The sequence below is a fragment of the Flagellimonas beolgyonensis genome (assembly GCF_003992615.1).
Taxonomy (GTDB): domain Bacteria; phylum Bacteroidota; class Bacteroidia; order Flavobacteriales; family Flavobacteriaceae; genus Flagellimonas; species Flagellimonas beolgyonensis.
This window is the reverse complement of the sequence record NZ_RZMY01000003.1, coordinates 245,799-267,014: the sequence shown is the minus strand read 5'-3', so window position 1 is coordinate 267,014 and position 21,216 is coordinate 245,799. Positions and strand designations below refer to the sequence as shown.

General features: G+C 42.4%; 11 protein-coding genes. 5 read left to right on the top strand and 6 right to left on the bottom strand.

The features are described from left to right. Positions 1 to 8: 8 nt before the first annotated feature. The 5 genes from EO131_RS02075 to EO131_RS02055 all read right to left on the bottom strand — a co-directional run bounded on the left by EO131_RS02075 (position 9) and on the right by EO131_RS02055 (position 12,919). Positions 9 to 1,340 (bottom strand): vanadium-dependent haloperoxidase, encoded by a 1,332-nt coding sequence (locus tag EO131_RS02075; protein WP_127018687.1) that lies wholly within the window; start codon positions 1,338 to 1,340, stop codon positions 9 to 11. 10 nt (positions 1,341 to 1,350) lie between these two features. Continuing rightward, a complete protein-coding gene (locus EO131_RS02070) occupies positions 1,351 to 4,587 on the bottom strand; it encodes a VCBS repeat-containing protein (RefSeq protein WP_127018686.1) in 3,237 nt (1,078 codons plus the stop codon). Next, the gene (locus EO131_RS02065; RefSeq protein ID WP_127018685.1) at positions 4,580 to 7,924 is read right to left on the bottom strand and encodes a CRTAC1 family protein; all 3,345 of its coding nucleotides are present in this window, start codon (positions 7,922 to 7,924) and stop codon (positions 4,580 to 4,582) included. Before EO131_RS02065 ends, EO131_RS02070 begins: the two co-directional genes overlap by 8 nt. Before the next feature lie 328 nt (positions 7,925 to 8,252). Continuing rightward, positions 8,253 to 9,845: a RagB/SusD family nutrient uptake outer membrane protein gene (locus EO131_RS02060; protein WP_127018684.1), complete on the bottom strand. Its 1,593-nt coding sequence runs from the start codon at positions 9,843 to 9,845 to the stop codon at positions 8,253 to 8,255. Positions 9,846 to 9,856: 11 nt separating this feature from the next. Next, on the bottom strand, positions 9,857 to 12,919 hold the full coding sequence (locus EO131_RS02055) for a SusC/RagA family TonB-linked outer membrane protein (protein ID WP_127018683.1): 3,063 nt from the start codon (positions 12,917 to 12,919) through the stop codon (positions 9,857 to 9,859). 368 nt (positions 12,920 to 13,287) lie between these two features. On the opposite strand from EO131_RS02055, the gene EO131_RS02050 reads away from it, so the two are divergent. From EO131_RS02050 to EO131_RS02040, 3 genes are read left to right on the top strand one after another with little or no spacing between them, the layout of a single operon-like run. Beyond that, positions 13,288 to 14,307, top strand: a complete 1,020-nt coding sequence (locus EO131_RS02050) for a LacI family DNA-binding transcriptional regulator (RefSeq protein ID WP_127018682.1) — start codon at positions 13,288 to 13,290, stop codon at positions 14,305 to 14,307. Between the two features lie 58 nt (positions 14,308 to 14,365). Beyond that, the gene (locus EO131_RS02045; RefSeq protein WP_127018681.1) at positions 14,366 to 16,672 is read left to right on the top strand and encodes a glycoside hydrolase family 65 protein; all 2,307 of its coding nucleotides are present in this window, start codon (positions 14,366 to 14,368) and stop codon (positions 16,670 to 16,672) included. After that, positions 16,669 to 18,540: an alpha-amylase family glycosyl hydrolase gene (locus tag EO131_RS02040; protein WP_127018680.1), complete on the top strand. Its 1,872-nt coding sequence runs from the start codon at positions 16,669 to 16,671 to the stop codon at positions 18,538 to 18,540. Before EO131_RS02045 ends, EO131_RS02040 begins: the two co-directional genes overlap by 4 nt. 48 nt (positions 18,541 to 18,588) lie before the next feature. Here the strand turns inward: EO131_RS02040 and EO131_RS02035 are convergent, their stop codons facing one another. After that, the gene (locus tag EO131_RS02035; protein WP_127018679.1) at positions 18,589 to 19,008 is read right to left on the bottom strand and encodes a hypothetical protein; all 420 of its coding nucleotides are present in this window, start codon (positions 19,006 to 19,008) and stop codon (positions 18,589 to 18,591) included. A 241-nt stretch (positions 19,009 to 19,249) separates the two neighbouring features. Between EO131_RS02035 and EO131_RS02030 the strand changes: the two genes are divergently transcribed. Continuing rightward, a complete protein-coding gene (locus tag EO131_RS02030; protein WP_127018678.1) occupies positions 19,250 to 19,945 on the top strand; it encodes a glycerophosphodiester phosphodiesterase in 696 nt (231 codons plus the stop codon). Next, entirely contained in the window at positions 19,945 to 21,216 is a 1,272-nt protein-coding gene (locus tag EO131_RS02025) for a BaiN/RdsA family NAD(P)/FAD-dependent oxidoreductase (protein ID WP_127018677.1), read from the top strand. The genes EO131_RS02030 and EO131_RS02025 overlap by 1 nt, the downstream gene beginning before the upstream one ends.

The window sequence follows — 21,216 nt, the reverse complement described above, 5'->3', positions numbered from 1 at the left end:
AATAATTATTACCCGTTGGTCATATCAAGTTTATCAACAATAAATTTTCCTAAATCGCGCCCCTGTTGTACGCCCACCTCAATGGCGGCTCGGTAGTGGATACCTCCATACATTCTACTGATGGCAGCTTCATCCGCAGCCTCTTTGAACGAATTGAACGAGCGTACAGGAAGTCCATAGGGTATTTCGGTGTCGTCATCAAAAGAAAAATTATCACCAAATATATCCGTTAGGGCTGTGGAGGCAGCTCCGGAAACCACGCTGTGTCCACTCGTGTATTCGGGAAAGGGAGGGGTTTGCAGTACAGGTTCCCAGCTGTCGTCGATGTATTCGTTGATCACCGTTTCGGGACGGATGAGATTACTTCTATACTTTTCATCCCAACAGCTGATAAAGGCATCGGCAATGGCAATGGAGGTCTTGGTATAAGCGTAGACAGTTTTGGCAAAATCCGCATCGGTTTTTCTACTGGCAATTTTGGTGATGCCGATCCAGTGGGCACCTGGAGTGATTTTCTTGGTGGCGAACATCAAATGGCCTCGGGTTACGGAAACGTAAGGATTGCAATCCCAAAACTGGGCAATTGCAATTTCATCGGATTTATCGCCTTTGCCCACCATACTTTTCCTGACCTCGTAGACTTCCATGACTTCCTCATAAAATTTGGAATCTTTTTCCATGGAAAAGGCAGGTGGTGGTGCCGGTTTAAATTGTTCCGCAGAATCTATGGCAAATGGTCGAATCTTGCTCCAATGGGGCTCAATGCCGTTCATGTAAGCAGGTGGAGTAGGTTGCCATCTGGATGGGTCTTCGGAATTGACGGTGAATTTGGGCATGGTGCGCGTTTCCTTGTACATGTCCTTGTTCATCCATTCCCCAATAAAATTGGCAACTTCAAGACCATAATCTTTTGAAGCATTGAACATGGGCTCGTTCTTTTCCATCCAAATAGTGTATAGACTATCGCGGAAGCTTTCGATACGCTCCTCTGAAAAAATTAGACGTTTGCTCAGATCCATATGAGCAACCAAAGCTGCTAGTTCATAGTTTAAATTTGTGGTGTCTTTTGGGTCGGGAATGGATGTTAAATCAGTAACCTGACCCGCCAAGGATTTGTAATCGTTGTTCGATTTGGCTATGATTTCATATGCCGCGATATTTGGGTACGCAAATATCCTGCTGGCCACAGGGGGCGAAAAAATATCGTGGATCATTACCTCGATTACCTTATCCACAGAGCCGTGGTATTCTTCGGGAGAAATAATTATGGGCTCCTGTTTCTTTTGACAAGACCCCAAAACGAATAGTATTGCTAGGATTGATCCAAACTTTGTTTTCATTGTTTTTCTGTTAATTGATTCGATATACTTGTGCTTTGTCGTTGTTAAAAATGGCCAACAGATATTTTTCTCCATTAAAGTCCAAGGTCTTCAAATGGCGGAGTGATTTTTGGGTAAAATCAAGGCCCAATTCGTTGCCCAATTGTATTTCATGCTCATTGGAAAGAAGTGCGCCAGGGAAGGAGTCCATACGTCCATGGTACGGTTTAATGCCAAAATAGTTGCCCCCCATCAATACTTCGTCCTTGCCATCTCCATTAAGATCGCCCACCAAAAATGACATTATTGGTGATACTTGCAACTCATTCTTAAAGGGAACAAATTCAAATTCCCCTTTATTGTTCCTCAAATAACCCGATTCCAGCGTGTTGACCTCCAAAATCGTACTTTTTTCCAAGGCTTCCTTTCCGAAAATCTCCTCCATGGTCTGACCGGCAAACGATTTATAGTTGGTGTATTTCTTGCGCAAGTAAACTAGTTGGGATGCCAGTCCGTCCAAGTTTTCCAAAGGAAAGTAGTCACCATTTTTTTCCATGGCGGTCACTGTTTCCGTTTGGCCATTTTCATCAAAATCATTGAAGTAGAGCAACATTGGGTTTTCCCTACTGGCCTTGAATTTGGAATTGGTGCCCCAATTGCCCAACAGGTAGTCCGTATCCCCATCCCCATCAATGTCGAATGGCGCAATGGTTTGCCAGAGACCACTTAAATTAAGCGATGTGGCTTCTTCAAATTTGCCATTTACGTTTTTGAGGAATTTGGGCGACATCCATTCCCCGATCAATATCAGGTCCGTTTGCCCATCTTGGTCAAAATCGGTCCACAGGGCATCGGTAACCATGCCTTTGGCCAGTTTGTCAAAGGATTCATTTTTTTGAAATGTTCCATTTTCATTTACCAATAGATAAGAGGTTACAGGTGCTCCAAATTGGGCAGTAATGGTGTGTCCGCCAACAAAAACGTCCAAATCTCCATCTTTGTCAAAGTCGAACGATCTGACGACCGAGGCATTTTGATAGACCGATGGCAGTTCAACCGATGTAAAGACAGTATCTTTTTGGACGTAAAGCGCATCCAACAACGCCTCCGATTTGTCAAAAAAATCGCCACCACCCGATGATACAAACACATCGTTGCGTTGGTCGTTGTCAAAATCTGCTATTACAGCTGAAATGTTTTCCCGAATGGAATCTTTTTGCAGTGTCTCGATTTTTTTATTGGTAAAAAGGGAGTCGGTCTGCAGATAGATTTGTGCAGCTTCAAATTTTGAACCACCAAGGAAAATATCTTCTTTTCCATCGTTATTTAAATCGCCAATAGCCAAAGCAGGGCCACGGTCCGAAACTTGGTATGGAATCAATTTTTCCCTGTTGAAATCGGTATAATTGTCCTCTACATGGGTAAAATCCAATCCTAGGTTTCCTGCAACCGGGCTGAACATTTTTTTGGATTTTTTATGTAGGGAGTTATAATCGAAAGGCTTTGTGTCTTTGGGAGACAATGTGAGTTCTTGGTTTGTCGGAACATTTTTGATTACCTGATAGCTACGATCCGGCCAAACGATCTTTATGGAATCAATGGTTTGAACGGTGCCATATCCAAAGTGCACTATGGGTTCTGATGAAGCCTGAAAGCCACGGGTTGGGTATAGTTCCTTGTATTGCAACCCTCCATTTTGGTAGGAGAAGACTTTGGTGCCAATCCCAAACTGGTTTTGCTTCGAATATTTGAATCGTAATTTTAAATAGCTCCCTTTTTTATTGGCCTTGTTGATGTAGAGCGCAGCAGGCTGGTTAATGTTGTTCGTTATTAGATCCAAGTCTCCATCCCCATCCAAGTCTCCTATGGCTGTTGCGCCTGATATTAAGGTGTCCTTCGCAATCCAATCATCGGACATGTTCTGGAACATCAAATCTTTTTTGCCTTTGAATACATAGTTGTGCACATTTCCTGAGGGCATAAGATTCAGTGCTTTCTCGTCAACCAGTTTGGTGTTGTCCATCTTTTTCTGAATCTGTTCACTGGATACAAAATTGATGAAATCAAGATCATTGGGTCGTTTAGGAATACCATTGGAGATGAAAACATCTTGTTGGCCATCGAGGTCATAGTCGGCGAACAAAGCGCTCCAACTCCAATCTGTGGCAGCAATACCACTCATAAGCGCGGTTTCCATAAAATTACCATCAGGTTGGTTTACAAAGAGCATGTTCCTAGTAAATTGGTAATGGTAACCGAATCGGTCTATTCGCAATTTTTGGGTCTGGATGTTATCGTCACCTTCGGAAGATTTCAGGGCCACTTCATCTTCGGGCAGCATGTCCAAGGATAAAAAATCGGGTCTACCATCATTATTGATGTCAGCCACGTCGATGCCCATTGAGAACCTACTGGTGTGCCCAAAATATTTTCTAAGACTTTCCGTAAAAGTGCCATCACCATTGTTCAGATAATAATAATCATCTTCATGAAAATCATTGCCCACATAAATATCGGGGTACCCATCTTGATTGAAATCTGAAACAGCCAATCCAAGCCCATAGCCGTTAATGCCCCCATAAATACCGGCCTCTTCACTGACATCCACAAATTTGCCATTGTCATTTCGAAGCAATTTATCCCCAGTTTCGTATCGCCGTTCAAATCTAAGATCAAATTTGCCGAAGGAATTTTGGGTATGTACGGCATGATTCAGTAAGTACATATCCAAATCCCCGTCAAGATCATAGTCAAAAAACGTAGCGTTGGAGCTATACGAATCAAAATCCAAACCATATTTGGCGGCACTTTCTGTAAAGGTATTATCGCCATTATTAATAAAGAGTTCATTGTGGCCATTAAACCCGTTGATGCCCACAACAGCACAGACATAGATATCCAAATAGCCATCGCCATTTACATCGGCCATGGTAACACCGGTATTCCAGCTACTGTTCCCGGCAACATTGGCTATGTCCGTTATATCTTCAAAAGCAAGATTGCCCTTGTTCAAGTATAGTTTGTTCTTTACTTGGTTGCCACTGAGAAAAATATCGGGCAAACCATCATTATTGATATCCCCGATTGCGACCCCTCCACCGTTGTAGAAGTATAGATAATCCAAGATACTTAGGTCTTTTGTTGAAGTTAAGGTGTTGGCAAATGTGATACCGGTTTCCTTCGGGTCCGGATTATCGAACAGGCTGCCTCCCTTGTTGCACGACACCAAGAATACCAACAACAATAGTATGGAAATGGGTTTATTCATTGATCGCAAAAAGTTTTGGCATGTTGTTATTAATGGCAGCAATCATGAAGATATTACCATTTTTATCCTTTATCATTTTCAAATATTTCACCTCTTCACGGACTTTAAAACCACTGGTTTCATAATCTTGCCACTCAAATCCCAATTTGCCATCGCCCAACAATAAGTTCCCTTGACCCGCATCCAAACGGGAAAATTGGGGCTTGAAATCAAAATTGTTGCCCGCCATGATCAAATCCAGATTGCCATCGTTGTTCACATCGGTACATGTAATGTCGCAAACACAGGATAATTGTACCCTTGGTGGTAGGTTCTTAATGGTGAATTTGCCATTGCCCTCGTTTATAGCGATGACCGAGGCGGAGTTTTCCACCTTTTTCACGATGGATTTTTCCAATACTTCCTCGGGAAACAATTGCTGAATGGTTCTTTGGGCATAATCGGATGCTTTCAGGTTCTGCTTTTTTAGATTGGGCAGCTGTTCGGTAAGTTCTCGTTTTTGATGGATGGGAAAATCCTTTCCATCTTCCTGAAGGGTAAATATCTGTTCAATGGTCCCATTATTGTCATAATCATTGATCCACATTTTCATCGGTGCAAAGGAAGTGGGTTTGTAGTGCAGGTTCAACCCCTGGTTGCCGAGGATAAGGTCTTGGTCTCCATCGCCATCCAAATCTGCTGTTTCAACCGTGTTCCACCAACCGTAAAGGCTGTCCAATGAACTGTTCATTTTGGACAATCGTCTGCCGGAGTTCCTATAAATTTTTGGTGTGTCCCATTCTGCGGATAGTACGAGGTCCAATTTAGAGTCGCCATCCATGTCCACCCATTTGGCGTCTGTTACCATGCCGGCATCCTTCAGATCGTAGCCCAATCTTTCGGTTGCATCCTTAAATGTTCCATCACCCATATTTTCAAGTATTAGGTGATCGGGAGATAAGCCATATACGCCAACAACACTTCGTGATCCGATAAAAACATCCACATCTCCATCATTGTCGAAATCATTTGGTGCAATGGTTGCCACATTTTTGAAAGTAGAGGGCAGTTCGTTCGATGATTTGGAAAAATTGCCTTTCCCGTCGTTCAAATACAATCGTGTTTTATATGAACGTTGCATTTCTACATTGTTCCCTCCAGATCCGACCATAAGATCCATATCGTCATCCCCATCTGCATCAAAAAAAGCGGCAGCTACATCCTCGTACATCTTGTCCTCTTCAAATACAGCGATTTTTTTTGTTGAAATTTTTCCATTGCCAGAGTGTAGGTAAATGGTGCCTGCCTGTCCGCTGGCTCCACCAATGAAAATATCCTCATTGCCATCTCCGTTTATATCGGCAACGGCCAAGGATGGCCCTTCTTGGGACAGCTTCTGATAGATGAGCCCTTCATAATCAAAATCATTGTAGGTATCCTCTTTGTGTGCGACCAAATTGCTTGTTGGCAACTCCTTCAATAGGGGTTCCCTATCCTGTTTTTTGGGAAGGATATAGGTTTCCGTTGCATCGTCATAATTTAGGGTAAGCACCTGATTGGCTGAAACATTCTCCAGTTTTTGGGTCAATTCATCCGGCCAAATAATACGGATGGAGTCCAAAGTCTTGTTTTGGCCCAATCCTATGGTCATTTCGTATCCCATGGAGGATTGAAATCCTCTTGAAGGTATAAGTTCCTGATTAATGATGTTACCGTTGAAATAGAACTTGGCCAAGGTTCCTACTGCGAAAGGGTTGGTTTTTGGCCCTTTGAATTTTAGTTGGATGTAATTGTTGTTGAGTTGGGATTCTGCATTGTTCTTGTAAACAAATGCTGGTGTGTTTACATTATTGATCACTAAATCGAGGTCGCCATCATTGTCGAGATCTGCATAGGCAGCACCATTGGAACGTGAGGGAAGTTCAAATCCCCATTCTTTGTTCGCATTTTTAAATGTAATGTCTCCATTGTTTTTGTAGGCGTAATTGGGTTGGGGCTTCACCGGCATTTTACTGATTATGGAATCGATGGACTCTTTTTTTCCGGTAAGTGCCATTTTTTGAACAATTTCATTGGCAAAAAAGTCAACGAAGTCTAAATCTGTAAGATCATGATTGATACCATTGGTTATAAAAATATCCTTGAGTCCGTCATTGTCCATATCGAACATAAGCCCGGCCCAGCTCCAATCGGTAGCATCTATACCACTATAGTAGGCAACCTCGGAAAATGTGCCATTGCCATTGTTTAACTGTAAGGTATTCTGGATATATTGTTGGCCAAAATCTTTACTTTGTTTGAGGTTAAAGATGTTGTAGCCTTCAAACTCCATGACCGATTTTACACGACGCTCCGCTTCTGGGAGCATGTCGGTAATGAAGATGTCATTATGCCCATCGTTATTGATGTCCGCTATATCGATTCCCATTGCGGAAAGACTCAAATGTGAGGTCCAATCCTTTATTTGTTCCTTAAAGGTGCCATCTTTTTGATTGATATAGAGATAATCCCTTTCGTAGAAATCGTTCGAAACATAGATATCCGGATAGAGGTCACCATTAAAATCCGTAACCAGTACCCCAAGTCCAAAACCAATTAAACTTCCATAAATTCCTGCCGCTTCACTTACATCCACAAATTTACCATTGTCATTGCGCAAAAGCATGTCGCCTACACCTTTGAATATGTGTGGAACACCTTCCCAATCCTGGGCCCTTACTTCACGTTGTTCGGCATAGCCAAGGCTACTGACCGGAATATTGCTATTATTGAGAATGTACACATCCAGATCGCCGTCTTTGTCATAATCAAAGAAAGAGGCGTGGGTGGTGAACCCAGTTTTGGCAAGATTGTATTCTTCCGCTCTTTCAGTAAAAGTTAGGTCCCCATTGTTTATGTACAAATCGTTGTCATGGTTGTTGCCTTCCATGTTTCCAGCATTGGAAACATAGATGTCCAATAGTCCGTCATGATTGATATCTACCATAACCACCCCTGTGGACCAGGGTTTGTTTCCGAGGACACCAGCCCTCTCGGAAATGTCTTCGAATTTCATGTTGCCTTTGTTCAGATAGAGTCTATTGGGTTCCATGTTTCCGGTTAGATAAATATCTTGAAGGCCATCGTTGTTGATATCTCCTATGGCAACTCCACCTCCATTGTAAAAGTTTCGGTATTTAAAAATGTTGAAGTCTTTTTGGTTGGCAACTTTGTTGATGAAGGTAACGCCCGACTCCTCCGGTGTCAATAATGTGAACAATGTTTCTTGTTTTTGTGTATCCGGTTTGCTATCCATTTTGTTCTTACATGCGGTAAAAACCAATAGTAGAAGGGTTGGGACTAAATATTTCAACTTCATTTACCAATTATTTTGAATATTAATGGAATAGGATTGCCCATTGCTATCATCAAGCGTTATTTTCCATTAGTCGTTTTAATTTCACTTTTAATCCATCAGATTCCTAAACTAACGTTCCTATTTAGGGAACCTCGAAGTGCCAATTTTGTTCTTATTATATTGTAAAACGGCCAATCTAGCAAGATGGGTGCTTATCTCAAAATTATTGACCCTCATTAATATTTTATTAATCTTTTTTTTAGGGTTAATTGTCTTTTAAACAAAAAGAAATGCCGCCCATATTATGTGGGCGGCATTTGTCTTAAAAAACAGCTTAAACTTTGTTTTTTTAGTAACCTGGGTTTTGTACAAGATTTGGATTGGCCAAAACGTCGGCAACTGGAATTGGGAAGATCAATTTTGTAGCATCCCCTGCTTCTTTTAGGTTCCAAGCTCTAAGGTACTGTCCAAACCTGATCAGGTCTTGTCTCCTGGTCATTTCTTGGTACATTTCCCTACCTCTTTCAGCCAATAGATTTGCTTCGGTAACTGCCGCAAGTGGAGATGCTCCTCTCTTGGACCTAAGCTCATTGATCATGGCCAATGGGTCGTTGCCCATTCTGAACATGGCTTCTGCCTTCATTAAGTAGGCATCAGCAAAACGATATCTAACAACGTGCTGTCTTCTATCGCCACCTTCTTCATTGGGGTGATATTTCAACATTCTGATACCTGAGGTTTCCAGAACATCGTTATCACCGGGAGAAGTATATTCAGCTTTTTCAGTTTCCCTTGTAAATACCAATGGAATTCCTCCAACATTATCTCTTGCATTTAGGGGAGTTCCATCCTGCTCGTATTGTTGGTTTATCAAGAATCCTATGCCGATACCCAAGTTTTCTGCATTAGCTGTACTTGGGTCATGAACCACCCCTCTACGTTCCTCTTGACCGTCACCTGGATAGTTGGTATCAGCTGGTCCTTCAAAAAGGTCGTAGAACTCAGCAAGAGTAGTAAAACCATTCCATCCACCTCCATCATTGAAACCTGGGAAGTTTTGGTTGTAGTGCAGTGTATGCCAAATTCTGGCTCCGGCATCGGAAGGCACCCACCAAATGGTTTCTACATCATTACTTGGTTTAAAGATGTCAAAAAATTCCCCTGAATCCGCAAGTGTGTATCCGCTGGCAGCAATATCATCAACGGCATCGATAACTACTTGCATGTCTGCCGCTTGTGGGCTTGTGTCAAGATACACATGTTTGTTCAAATGAAGCTGAGCCATCAAATGAAGGGCAGAAGCCTTCGTAGGGCTTGATTTCAAAGCGATAGCATCTCCTGCAGTAACATCGGGCAAATCTTGAATCGCAATATTTAGGTCAGCCACAATACTGTCTATGGCAACTTGACCCGTCAATACGGCTGGAATGGCACTATTGGGTTGATCAACATCCCTGTAAGGGACTTGTCTCCACATATCCAAAATCCAAGACATGGCCCAAGCTCTATAGAACCGTGCCTCAGCTTTTTGTTGGGTAATATCCCCGCCTGCGGTATTCACACTTTTAGGGCTTATTACCCGAGTTGCGTTGATAGTAACACTGTTCAATTGTTGCCAAGGCACAACAATATCGGATAATTCGGCATTCCAGGTCTGTCTATGAATGGACAGCCATCTACCGTTATCACCCCAGTCGGTACCTCTGGTAGGCACAACATATTCATCTGTGGAAACTTCGTTCAAAGCAAAGAGTCCTTCTTGGTTGCCCAATTGTCCTCCTGAAACAATGTTTCTGAGGTTCGCAACCTCACCTTGTACGTTCGCGACCCCAGCAAAGCCATCTGTTATTAAAGAGTCTGTACCTTCAATCTCCAAATCGGTGCATGAAAACACCAAAGAGGCTGAAAGTGTAATAGTTAAATATTTAGTTATTTTCTTCATGGTGCAATTTTTTAAAATGTAACATTAACCCCAAAAGTGAAAGTTCTTGGTCTTGGGTATTGAAGATAATCAATGGAAGCTGATGGTAAACCGTTTGCAGGTACATCCGTGGTGCTAACTTCAGGATCCAAACCACTGTAATCCGTAATTAGGAACAGGTTCTGGCCATTCACACTTAGACGCATGCTTTTAAAGCTGCCATCGCCACTTAATGGAACGTTATACGAAATTGAAGCAGATTGAAGTCTTACAAAATCTCCCTTTTCCAAGAAATAAGTACTTGGGTTGGTTGCTGAGAGTGTAACACCGTTGTCCACTACACTTTTCAAGTTGTTTCTACTTCCGATCTGTGGTGCAGCAAACAAGGCATTGGCCGTGTTATTGTACACATAGTGTCCAAACTGACCTGAGAAGAACAAAGATGCATCCCAGTTCTTATATGATGCAGAGGTAGAGAAACCTGAAATAATCTTTGGAAGACCCGATTTGTCCAAAATGGTTGGGTCGGTATCCACGTTAAAGTTCTCGTCAACCAAACGAAGGTTGTAAGTGAACAAAGGTTTTCCATTTGTTAGGATTTGGGAAGTTGTCCCTGTAAGACCTTGTCCGTATAGGTTACCTGCTTGGATATTGGGTCCAGCGTAATCGGTAAGCTCGTTTTTGTTGTACGAAATGTTGAAGTTGGCATTCCAAGTGAAATCTTCAGACCTGATAATGTCATAATCCAAGCCCAATTCGATACCTTGGTTAACAATAACCCCATCTACATTTTGGAAAACGAAAGGAGAGGTGGCAGGTTGCACTGCTGGCAAATTCAAAAGAATATCACTGGTTTCTTTTCGGTACAAATCAATATTACCGGTAAAACGGTCGTTGCCAAATCCAAAATCGATACCAAAGCCATATTGGGTTGTTTCTTCCCATTTAAGATCTGGGTTCGCAAATGCAACCTCGGAGGTAGCAGGTGCAGTGATTTGCGAATTTGCTCCAATGCCCAATTGGTTCCATCTTGTTCTATTCACAAAGTTTCCGTATCCAAGACCATCTTGGTTACCTGTAATACCCCAACTCAATCTCATTTTCAATGTTGAGAAGGCTTCGCCAACAAAATCCTCTTCATTTAACTTCCATGCAAATGCAGCAGATGGGAAATAACCGTACTGATTGTTTCCACCAAACCTTGAAGAACCATCAGCTCTTACTGTAGCTGTAAACAAATACTTGTTGTAAAGAGTATAGTTGATTCGTCCGAAGAACGACTGCAACTCATCTGTGTTGTCATAGGTATCTACTGTAAAGGCATCAACAGGAATACTTGGTAGGCCAAGCGTTGTTTCGTTAACATTGGGTATTAGACCCAAAATTCTAAATTGGTTGCCGGCATCCACATCATTTTGGAATGTACCGATACCATAGCCCTGATAATTGCTTGCAAGATTTTTGGTTGCATCATAAGCACTGTTTGTAGCGGCAACTATTTTTTTAAGGTCGGAAGTACCATATCCTTGACCTAAGATGTTTTGACCTTTTCTATTGAAGTCTTGATAGGAGAAACCTACAAGTGCATCAAGATTGGAGTTTTCAAACTCTTTTCTGTAGTTCACCGTAAATTCCAATAGTTTGTTCTCGGTGTCAAGATTGCTGACAGCAGCGCGACCATTGAACTCAGCACCATTGTTTAAAGCAAGGATTTGTGGTCCGGAAACCTGACCTCTGTTCGAACTTGATGTGTCATATCCTAAATTCAATTTTGCAGAAACCTCGTCAGTAATATCGTACTCCAAAGACAGGTTTCCAAGGAATCTGTCGGTATTGGTGTTGTCATCATAATAGGCCAAAAGGTTGGCAGGGTTTCTATCGGGAGCTGCATTAAAGTTTGGATTGGCAGGCAATGTTGGATTTGCGTAATATGCCGAAGCAAGCAAATCTCCCGTACTTCCAGATGTTCTACTGATAAATGGAGCTTTGTCGTTTATTCTGGAAACTGTTGTTTGAAGATTGACCTTTAATTTATCTTTAAAGAATCGGTGCGCCGCATTTACCCTACCAGTTATTCTCTCTAAGTCAGTGTTTTCGATTACACCAAATTGTTTGGAGTAACCAAATGTAGCCCTTACGTTCCCTTGTCCATAATTTTGGGAATACGACAGGTTGTTATCGGTAGAGGCAGTTGTTCTAAAAATATAACTTTGCCAATCAGTTGCACCTCCCAAATCGGAACCTCCTCGCGCAACGAACTCATCTGCGCTCAAAAGATCATAAGTATCGGCCACTGATGAAATGCTCAAATTGGAGGAAAATGCCCATAGTCCGTTTGAACCACCGCCTTTTCCTGATTTGGTGGTGATTACCACAACACCGTTGGCACCTCTGGAACCGTATATAGCAGTAGCTGATGCATCTTTCAAGATACTCATGCTCTCAATATCATTGGGGTTTAAGAAGTTAAGTGGGTTCTTGGCACCACTGGTACCAACTCCAACGTCTGCACCACCGGCAGAAACACTTTCATTGGTAACGGGCACTCCATCAATAACAAACAGAGGACTGTTGTTAGATCTTACAGATGCAGTACCACGAATTCTTAGTGCTATTCCAGCACCAGGCTCACCACTGGACTGCGTGATCTGAACCCCAGCAGTTTTACCTTGGATAAGTTGCTCTGGAGAAGATATAACACCTTGGTTAAAATCTTCGGACGTCACCGCAGCAACAGCTCCTGTTGCATCTTTTATGGTGGTTTGACCATAACCGATGATTACTACTTCATCCAAAGCCTGTGCATCTTCCTCTAGGGTTACGTTTATGGTCGACTGGCCATTCACTGCTATTTCCACAGTTTTGAAGCCAATGTAGCTAAACACCAAAGTCGCAGAACTACCTACGTCGCTGAGGGTGTAATTACCGTCAAAATCGGTCTGCGTACCATTGGTAGTTCCTTTTACCAATACGCTCGCCCCTGGTAGCGGCCCATTTACATCGGAAACGGTACCAGATACTGTTTGAGCTTTTGCCAAACCAAAGCATAAAAATGCTCCAAGCAGCAAAAAGCTTTTAAGTAGCGTAATCTTCATAAATAATTAATTTTAAGTTTAGTTAATTTTAATTCAAGTGTTAAACATATATAAAAATAATGTTAATCGAAATTTAAGCATATCGCAATATTAAGCGAAAACGGTTTCGTGTTGATAACTTTGAATCGGTGAAGTGTTGGCAAAACTTAATACGTTGAGTTGTCTATATTACAATTTATCCATTTAGAATTATGATATCCGCAATATGCTGCTAATATAGTATTTTTATTTTTTGATTATGTTAACAAATGCTGCCAGATACTGAAAATTAAGCCCTTTTTTTGTTAAAAACCCTACTTAAATGATTGCATATTTCTGTTATTGACTAATTTTCGGCGTTTATTTGAACATTAAGAAATCAAAAGCCATTGAAAGCAAAGATTACCCTTAAGGATATTGCCAGAGAGCTTGAGGTGTCCATTTCCACCGTTTCCAAAGCATTAAAAAACAGTGAAGAAATAAGCAGGGATACCAAGGAAAAGGTACAGGCCTTTGCAAAATTGTACAATTACAAGCCAAATAATATTGCGATTAGCCTTAAAAACAAACGTACCAAGAATATCGGTGTCGTGATTCCAGATATTGTTCACCACTTTTTTACAACCGTAATCCGGGGGATTGAAAAATATGCCAATGCCAAAGGTTATAATGTTATTGTTTGCCTATCCGAAGAATCATTCGATAAGGAAGTGATCAATATGGAAATGTTGGCCAATGGCAGTATTGATGGCTTCATTATGTCCCTATCTTCTGAAACCCAACAAAAAGGGGATTATAACCACTTAAAGGAAGTAACCGAGCAAGGCATACCCGTTGTACTGTTTGATAGGATAACCAATGAGGTGGAATGCGATAAGGTCATCATCGACGATGCGTTGGGTGCCTACATGGCCACAAAAAAATTCATTGAGCAGGGGAAGACCAAAATTGCCCTGATTACTACTGATGACTATTTGAGCGTTAGCAAGGCTAGGACTTCTGGGTATAAAAAGGCATTGGAGGAAAGCGGTCTTGGCGTACAACAGTCCCGAATTTTAAAACTTCCTTCCATGGAGATGGATGAGCAACGGATTGGAACTTTCCTGGAAAGTCAAGAAATTGACGCCATTCTCTGCGTCAACGAAATCTTTGCCGTTTACAGCATGCGATTGGCGCAAAGCAAAGGGTTGAAGATTCCCGAAGACATATCATTTATAGGTTTTACCGATGGCCTTTTGTCCAAATATGCCAACCCCAGCCTTACCGTTGTTTCCCAGCATGGGGAAAAAATGGGGGAAGTTGCGGCCAAAATGCTCATAGATAAGGTGGAGAGCGAAGATGACGAAGAAACCTATCAAACCAAAATTTTGGAACCCACACTTGTCATTAGGGATTCCATATTTCACTAAGTTTGCGCCATCTTTTTAATAAGGATGACTAGTTTTGCTCATCAAGATGTAAAAATTCATGAATCAAGATTATATAACCGCAGATCCATGGGCGATAATTGAAGAAGGTTTTGACCATGAGAGGGTCAAATCTTCAGAAAGCCTTTTCAGTTTGGGAAATGGTGCCATGGGCCAACGTGCCAATTTTGAAGAACAGTTTTCTGGTGATACATTTCAGGGAAGCTATATCGCCGGCGTTTATTATCCCGATAAAACCCGTGTGGGTTGGTGGAAGAACGGATATCCGGAATACTTTGCCAAGGTGCTGAATGCACCAAATTGGATTGGTATCAACGTAACTGTGGATGCTATCCCATTGGATTTGAATACCTGTAAAAAGGTGGCGCATTTCCGAAGGGAGCTCAATATGAAAGAAGGATGGTACAAGCGGAGCTTTGTGGCCACCTTGCCCAATGATGTGGATGTAGCGGTCGATGTTGTTCGGTTTTTGAGTCTCGATTTGGATGAAACAGGGGCTATTCAATATAATCTGCAGGTGTTGAATGCAGATGCTGAAGTGATCATGGTTCCATATTTGGACGGAGGAATAAAAAACATGGATAGTAATTGGGACGATAAGTTCTGGAACATCACCAAAGTTTCTTCCGAAAACGATAGGGCCTTTATCGAGTGCCATACCATGAAGACCAATTTTTCGGTGTGCACGTTCATGCAGAGCCAACTCTTTGTCGAGGGAGCCAAAATTGATACAATCCACACAATGGATAGTTCGGACAACAGGGTGTCGCATAGTTATAAGGTTCAGTTGGGAAAAGATGAAACCCTAACGTTGGTAAAATTTGGTGGGTATACCGTCGACAGAAACCATCCAAAGGACGGGTTGTTGAAGGCTGCCAACCAGACGTTGGATAATGCCATCCAATTGGGCTTTGAAGGACTCCTACAAAAACAAAAGGATGCCTGGGGACGGATTTGGGAAATGAGCGACATTACCATTGAAGGCGATGTGAAGGCGCAGCAAGGTATTCGCTTCAATATTTTCCAGCTTAACCAGACCTATTTGGGCAAGGATTCCAGACTGAATATTGGGCCCAAAGGCTTCACTGGTGAAAAATACGGCGGAAGCACCTATTGGGATACCGAAGCCTATTGTTTGCCATTTTACATGGCCACCAAAAACCAAAAAGTGGCCTGGAACCTCCTGAAATATCGTTATAACCATTTGGAAAAGGCGATTGAGAACGCCCAAAAATTGGGCTTTACCAATGGAGCGGCCCTGTATCCCATGGTAACCATGAACGGTGAGGAGTGCCATAACGAATGGGAAATCACCTTTGAGGAAATCCACAGGAATGGAGCCATAGCCTTTGCCATTTTCAATTATTTCCGTTTTACCGGCGATTATAGCTACATCCCCGAAATGGGATTGGAGGTATTGATCGGCATTGCGCGTTTTTGGCATCAACGTGTCAACTACTCAGAGGACAAGCAAAAATATGTCGTGTTGGGCGTTACGGGTCCAAACGAGTACGAGAACAACGTGAACAACAACTGGTATACCAATTATTTGGCCAAATGGTGCATCGATTATGCAGTGGAGCAGGTCAATAAGGTTGCCGAGGAGTATCCTGCCGACCACAAAAGAATAATGGAAAAGACCAAATTGACCGAAGCCGAGATTTCAGATTGGAGCAAGGTGGCGGACAACATGTATTTCCCATTTTCTGAAAAATACCAGGTGTACTTGCAGCAAGATGGATTTTTGGACAAGCAGATGATCAAGGTGCAGGATTTGGACAAGTCACAACGACCCATCAACCAAAAGTGGAGTTGGGACCGTATTTTACGATCGCCCTATATCAAACAAGCGGATGTGCTTCAAGGCTTTTATTTCTTTGAAGATCATTTTTCCAAAGAAGAATTGGAACGCCATTTCGATTTTTATGAGCCGTTTACGGTACATGAATCCTCCCTTTCGCCTTGCGTGCATAGTATTCAGGCTGCCAAATTGGGCCGAATGGAACAGGCTTACACCTTTTATTTGAGAACTTCGCGCCTCGATTTGGATGATTATAACAAGGAGGTGGAAGAAGGGCTTCACATTACTTCGATGGCCGGTACCTGGATGAGTATTGTTGAAGGGTTCGGTGGAATGAGGATTGTCGATGGTACCCTCAGTTTTGAGCCACAGATTCCAGAACAATGGAATTCGTTTGCCTTTAAGATCAATTTTAGGGATCAGATCATAACAATGAAAGCTTCCGCCAAAACAACAACCTTCGAAATTACCGGCTCTGAGGTTTTGGATATCTTGGTGAATGGGAAATCCATCACGTTGGAACCCGGAAAAGAAGTAGCCGCATGAAAACCAGAAGCTTCATTGCACTTGTGCTGGTGATAGGTGCCCTTGCCTCATGCAAGGAAAAACCCGAGCCAAAAGAAGTTGTCTTGCCTATGAAAAAGAAAGCTGTCGTCTATCAAGTGTTTACCCGCTTGTTCGGAAACACCAACACAACAAATACCCCCTGGGGAACCATCGAAGAAAATGGGGTGGGCAAGTTTGCCGATTTTACGGATACTGCCCTTCGGGAAATCAAAGATCTTGGGGTTACCCATATTTGGTATACCGGTGTGCCCCATCATGCCGTGATCAACGACTACACAGCTTATGGTATTTCCAATGATGATCCTGATGTGGTAAAAGGCCGCGCAGGTTCGCCCTATGCTGTGAAGGACTACTACAACGTCAACCCTGACCTTGCCATAGATCCTGCTAATCGATTGGAGGAATTCAAGGCCTTGGTCCAGCGCACACACAATGCCGGCATGAAGGTCATCATCGATATTGTGCCCAATCATGTGGCACGGAATTATGAAGGTGCGACAAACCCGGAAGGTGTGGAAGATTTTGGTGCATCGGACAATACCGGTGTGGAGTACGATGTGAACAACAATTTTTATTACATTCCCGGCGAGTCATTCAAGGTCCCAGAATGGCAGGAAGGTTATTTGCCGTTGGGAGGAGATACAAACCCATTGGCAGATGGCAAGTTTGTGGAAGATCCGGCCAAATGGACCGGCAACGGTTCGCGCTTGGCACAGCCCAATTTTAACGATTGGTACGAAACGGTCAAGATCAATTATGGGGTAAGGCCTGATGGAACCAAAGATTTTGTGGAGTTGCCAAATGATTTTGATGGCAAGGATTACCAAGCACATTTCGCATTTTGGAAGGATAAGACCCTGCCCGATTCTTGGAATAAATTTAAGGATATTGCTCTCTATTGGCTCGATTTTGGAGTGGATGGTTTCCGTTTCGATATGGCCGAAATGGTGCCCGTGGAATTTTGGAGTTACCTCAATTCCAACATCAAAATGAAAAATCCAGAAGCTTTTTTGTTGGCAGAAGTATACAACCCCGGTTTATACCGCGACTATATCCACAAAGGCAAAATGGATTACCTGTACGACAAGGTCGAATTGTATGATAGCATCAAGCACATCATGAAAGGGTATGGGTGGACCGACCACATCCCGGTGGTACAAAAAGGAATGGCCGATATTGAACATCACATGCTCCATTTTTTGGAAAACCATGATGAGCAACGCATAGCAAGTCCTGAATTTGCGGGTGATGCAAATCTGGCAAAACCCGCAATGGTGGTTTCCGCCACCATCAGCACCTCTCCGACCATGATCTATTTTGGACAAGAGGTAGGGGAACCAGGAGCCGAAGATGCAGGATTTGGAAAACCGTCACGCACCTCCATTTTCGATTATATCGGGGTGCCGCATCATCAGAGGTGGGTAAACAACAAAAAGTTTGATGGAGGCCAACTCTCCCAACAAGAGAAGGAACTGCGGGATTTCTATAAACGCTTGCTCAATTTTACCATTCAGAGTGAAGCGCTTATGGGCGATTATCAAGACATCCATTTCTACAACAAGGAACATACGCAAGGCTATGATCACAGGGTACTCTCCTATGTGCGATGGTCGACCCATGAAAAATTGGTGGTAGTAACCAATTTTGATGCCCAAAAAAGCTACAGTTTTGATTTAAAGGTGCCTAGTGAGATCATTGGAGGATGGCAGCTCAAAGAGGGTGAATACCCATTAAAAGAAAAATTGTATGGCGAGGTTAATTCCAAGTTGATTGTTGCAGATGGTAAGGGAAGCATAGCGGTGGAATTGGAACCTTTGCAGAGCTATATTTTCAAAGTAATGGAATAAAAAAACGGATTGCACCGCAATCCGTTTCAAGATAAGTAATTTGTTTTTTTATTCCTTGGCTGCAGTCTTTAGGTACACAAAGGCAATTACTGCACCGATGATTCCGTAAAAAATAATATCGAGTACGGCTTCAACGATATGCCCGGTCAAATCCATCAGGTTTGCTGTACCATATTGCAATAGCCCCATTCCTATCCCAACAAAAATGCCGATCCAAGCCCCAAATTGAAATCCTTGGGCGATTGAATGATGACCCCGGGCCCATTTGCTATACAAGCAACTCAACGCAAAAACGGCAATTAGATTGGCAACGGCTATTAGGCCTAAGTTGGGTACTTCCTTCATAACATTGTTAAGGCTATGTTCATTAAAAAAATCCATGGTGGCTATACCCCAAATCAGGTATCCCAAAAAAAACATGACAACGGTGCCGACCAAGGTGGCCAGCAAATTAGATTTTGAAAACATGCTGATTTATTTAATTGGTTATTAATATGTTAAATATATCAATTAAAAAATATCAAAAACATAAAAAGAGTATTAAAAAAATAGCACACCAAAAAAATAAATATTAAATACTAATAGATTTTCAATTTTGATGGAAATTCGAATTTCACTTTCAAATTGTATTTTTAGTTTTCAAAAAACCAACATGAAGAAAAACATCCTACTTCTTGCAACTTTTATAGTTACGCTAAACAGTTGTCAAATGAAAAATTCAGAACCATTGGTCATAGGGCATCGGGGTGCCATGGGCCATGAAACGGAAAATACCTTGGCTTCCATACAAAAGGCCATGGACTTGGGCGTGGATATGATAGAGATAGACGTGTTCAAGATAAAGAGTGGTGAAATCGTTGTTTTTCATGACGAGAATGTAGAGCGGCTTTCCAACGGCGCCGGAAATATTGAGGAGTACTACATCACCGATCTTAAACTCTTGACCTTGGATGGCAATCATAAAATTCCCGATTTACAACAGGTTTTACGATTGATTGACAATAAAGTTGCACTGAACATTGAGCTGAAGGGGAATGATACAGCCGACAGGGTAAATTTCATTACCGATTTTTACATCAACAAGAGAGGTTGGTCTCCTGAAAATTTTGTGATTTCCAGCTTTAAATGGGACGAATTGAGACGCATGAGAGAATTGAACCCAACCATTAAAATTGCCGTTCTTACCGAAGAGGATCCGTTAAACGCCATTGATGTGGCGAAGGAACTCAATGCTGTGGCCATCAATCCAAACTTTAGGACGTTGACACAGGAAAATACTGAAAAGATTCAGGATGAAGGACTAAAGGTGTACACGTGGACCGTGAATGAACCTGCAGATATCCAAAAAATGAAAGAATTTGGGGTAGACGGTATTATTACCAACTACCCAGAACGGGTCCGGTAATGTTCGATGTAATCATCGTGGGGGGTGGGGCCGCTGGGTTTTATGCGGCAATCCACATTGTAGAGATCAACCCTCAACTTAACGTGGCCATCTTTGAAAGAGGAAAAACAGTTCTTTCCAAAGTGAAGGTTTCTGGGGGAGGTCGTTGCAATGTAACCCACGGTGAATTTTCGGCCAAAGACCTCACATTGAATTATCCACGAGGTGAAAAAGAACTTTTGGGCCCTTTCCATCATTATGCGCCCATGGATGTTATGGCCTTTTTTGAAGAAAGAGGCGTTCCTTTAAAAATTGAGGCAGATGGTCGAGTATTTCCCAAAAGCGATTCCAGCCAAAGTATTATCGATTGTTTGGTGGGCGAAGCGGAGCGTTTGGGGGTGAAGGTTTTAAAAAACAGTTCCGTAAAGCATTTTAGAAAAGTTGGGGAAGAATGGCAGGTAACTACCATGAACAAACATTACCATAGCAAGATATTGCTGTTGGCCACGGGTAGCAATCCCAAGGTTTGGAGCCAATTGGAAGCGTTGGGGCATACCATAATACCTCCAGTATCCTCTTTGTTCACGTTCAACATAAAAGATGAACGACTAAACGGCATACAAGGAATAAGTACCTATGCTGAAGTTGCAATCCTCCCCAAACGTATTTATGTTTCGGATGTAACCGAATTGGAACTTAAAAGTGCTGTTAAGGATGAGCCTGTGCTCCAGTCCGATGGTCCCGTATTGGTGACCCATTGGGGGCTTAGTGGCCCTGCCATTTTAAAGCTATCTGCTTGGGGTGCCAATTTGTTAAATGATTATAACTATGTTTTTCGAGTTCGTGTGAACTGGACTCCGGATTATTCCACGGGATCCATGTTGGCCTATCTCAAAAAAATAAAGGAGGCAGAGCCCAAGAAAACCATATTGCGCACCAACGCATTGGATATCCCAAAACGGCTTTGGGCAAAATTGGTGCAAGCAGCCGGAATTGGTCCCGAAGATCGTTGGGCCGAAGCCACTCGCCAGACCTTACACCAACTGACGGAACAATTGACTGCTTCCACATTTCGGGTGGAGGGGAAAAGCACTTTTAAAGAGGAATTTGTAACTGCAGGGGGAGTGGATTTAAAGGAGATTGATTTCAAGACTTTCCAAAGCAAGCTATTTCCCAATCTCTACTTTGCCGGGGAAATCATCAATGTAGATGCCATAACTGGAGGATTCAACTTTCAGAATGCATGGACGGGCGCCTATTTGGCGGCACAATCCATTGCAAATTCAACATAG

Coding starts and splice junctions, on each gene's coding strand:
- EO131_RS02075 (WP_127018687.1), bottom strand. CDS start 1,340: ATGAAAACAAAGTTTGGATCAATCCTAGCAATACTATTCGTTTTGGGG.
- EO131_RS02070 (WP_127018686.1), bottom strand. CDS start 4,587: ATGAATAAACCCATTTCCATACTATTGTTGTTGGTATTCTTGGTGTCG.
- EO131_RS02065 (WP_127018685.1), bottom strand. CDS start 7,924: ATGAAGTTGAAATATTTAGTCCCAACCCTTCTACTATTGGTTTTTACC.
- EO131_RS02060 (WP_127018684.1), bottom strand. CDS start 9,845: ATGAAGAAAATAACTAAATATTTAACTATTACACTTTCAGCCTCTTTG.
- EO131_RS02055 (WP_127018683.1), bottom strand. CDS start 12,919: ATGAAGATTACGCTACTTAAAAGCTTTTTGCTGCTTGGAGCATTTTTA.
- EO131_RS02045 (WP_127018681.1), top strand. CDS start 14,366: ATGAATCAAGATTATATAACCGCAGATCCATGGGCGATAATTGAAGAA.
- EO131_RS02040 (WP_127018680.1), top strand. CDS start 16,669: ATGAAAACCAGAAGCTTCATTGCACTTGTGCTGGTGATAGGTGCCCTT.
- EO131_RS02035 (WP_127018679.1), bottom strand. CDS start 19,008: ATGTTTTCAAAATCTAATTTGCTGGCCACCTTGGTCGGCACCGTTGTC.
- EO131_RS02030 (WP_127018678.1), top strand. CDS start 19,250: ATGAAAAATTCAGAACCATTGGTCATAGGGCATCGGGGTGCCATGGGC.
- EO131_RS02025 (WP_127018677.1), top strand. CDS start 19,945: ATGTTCGATGTAATCATCGTGGGGGGTGGGGCCGCTGGGTTTTATGCG.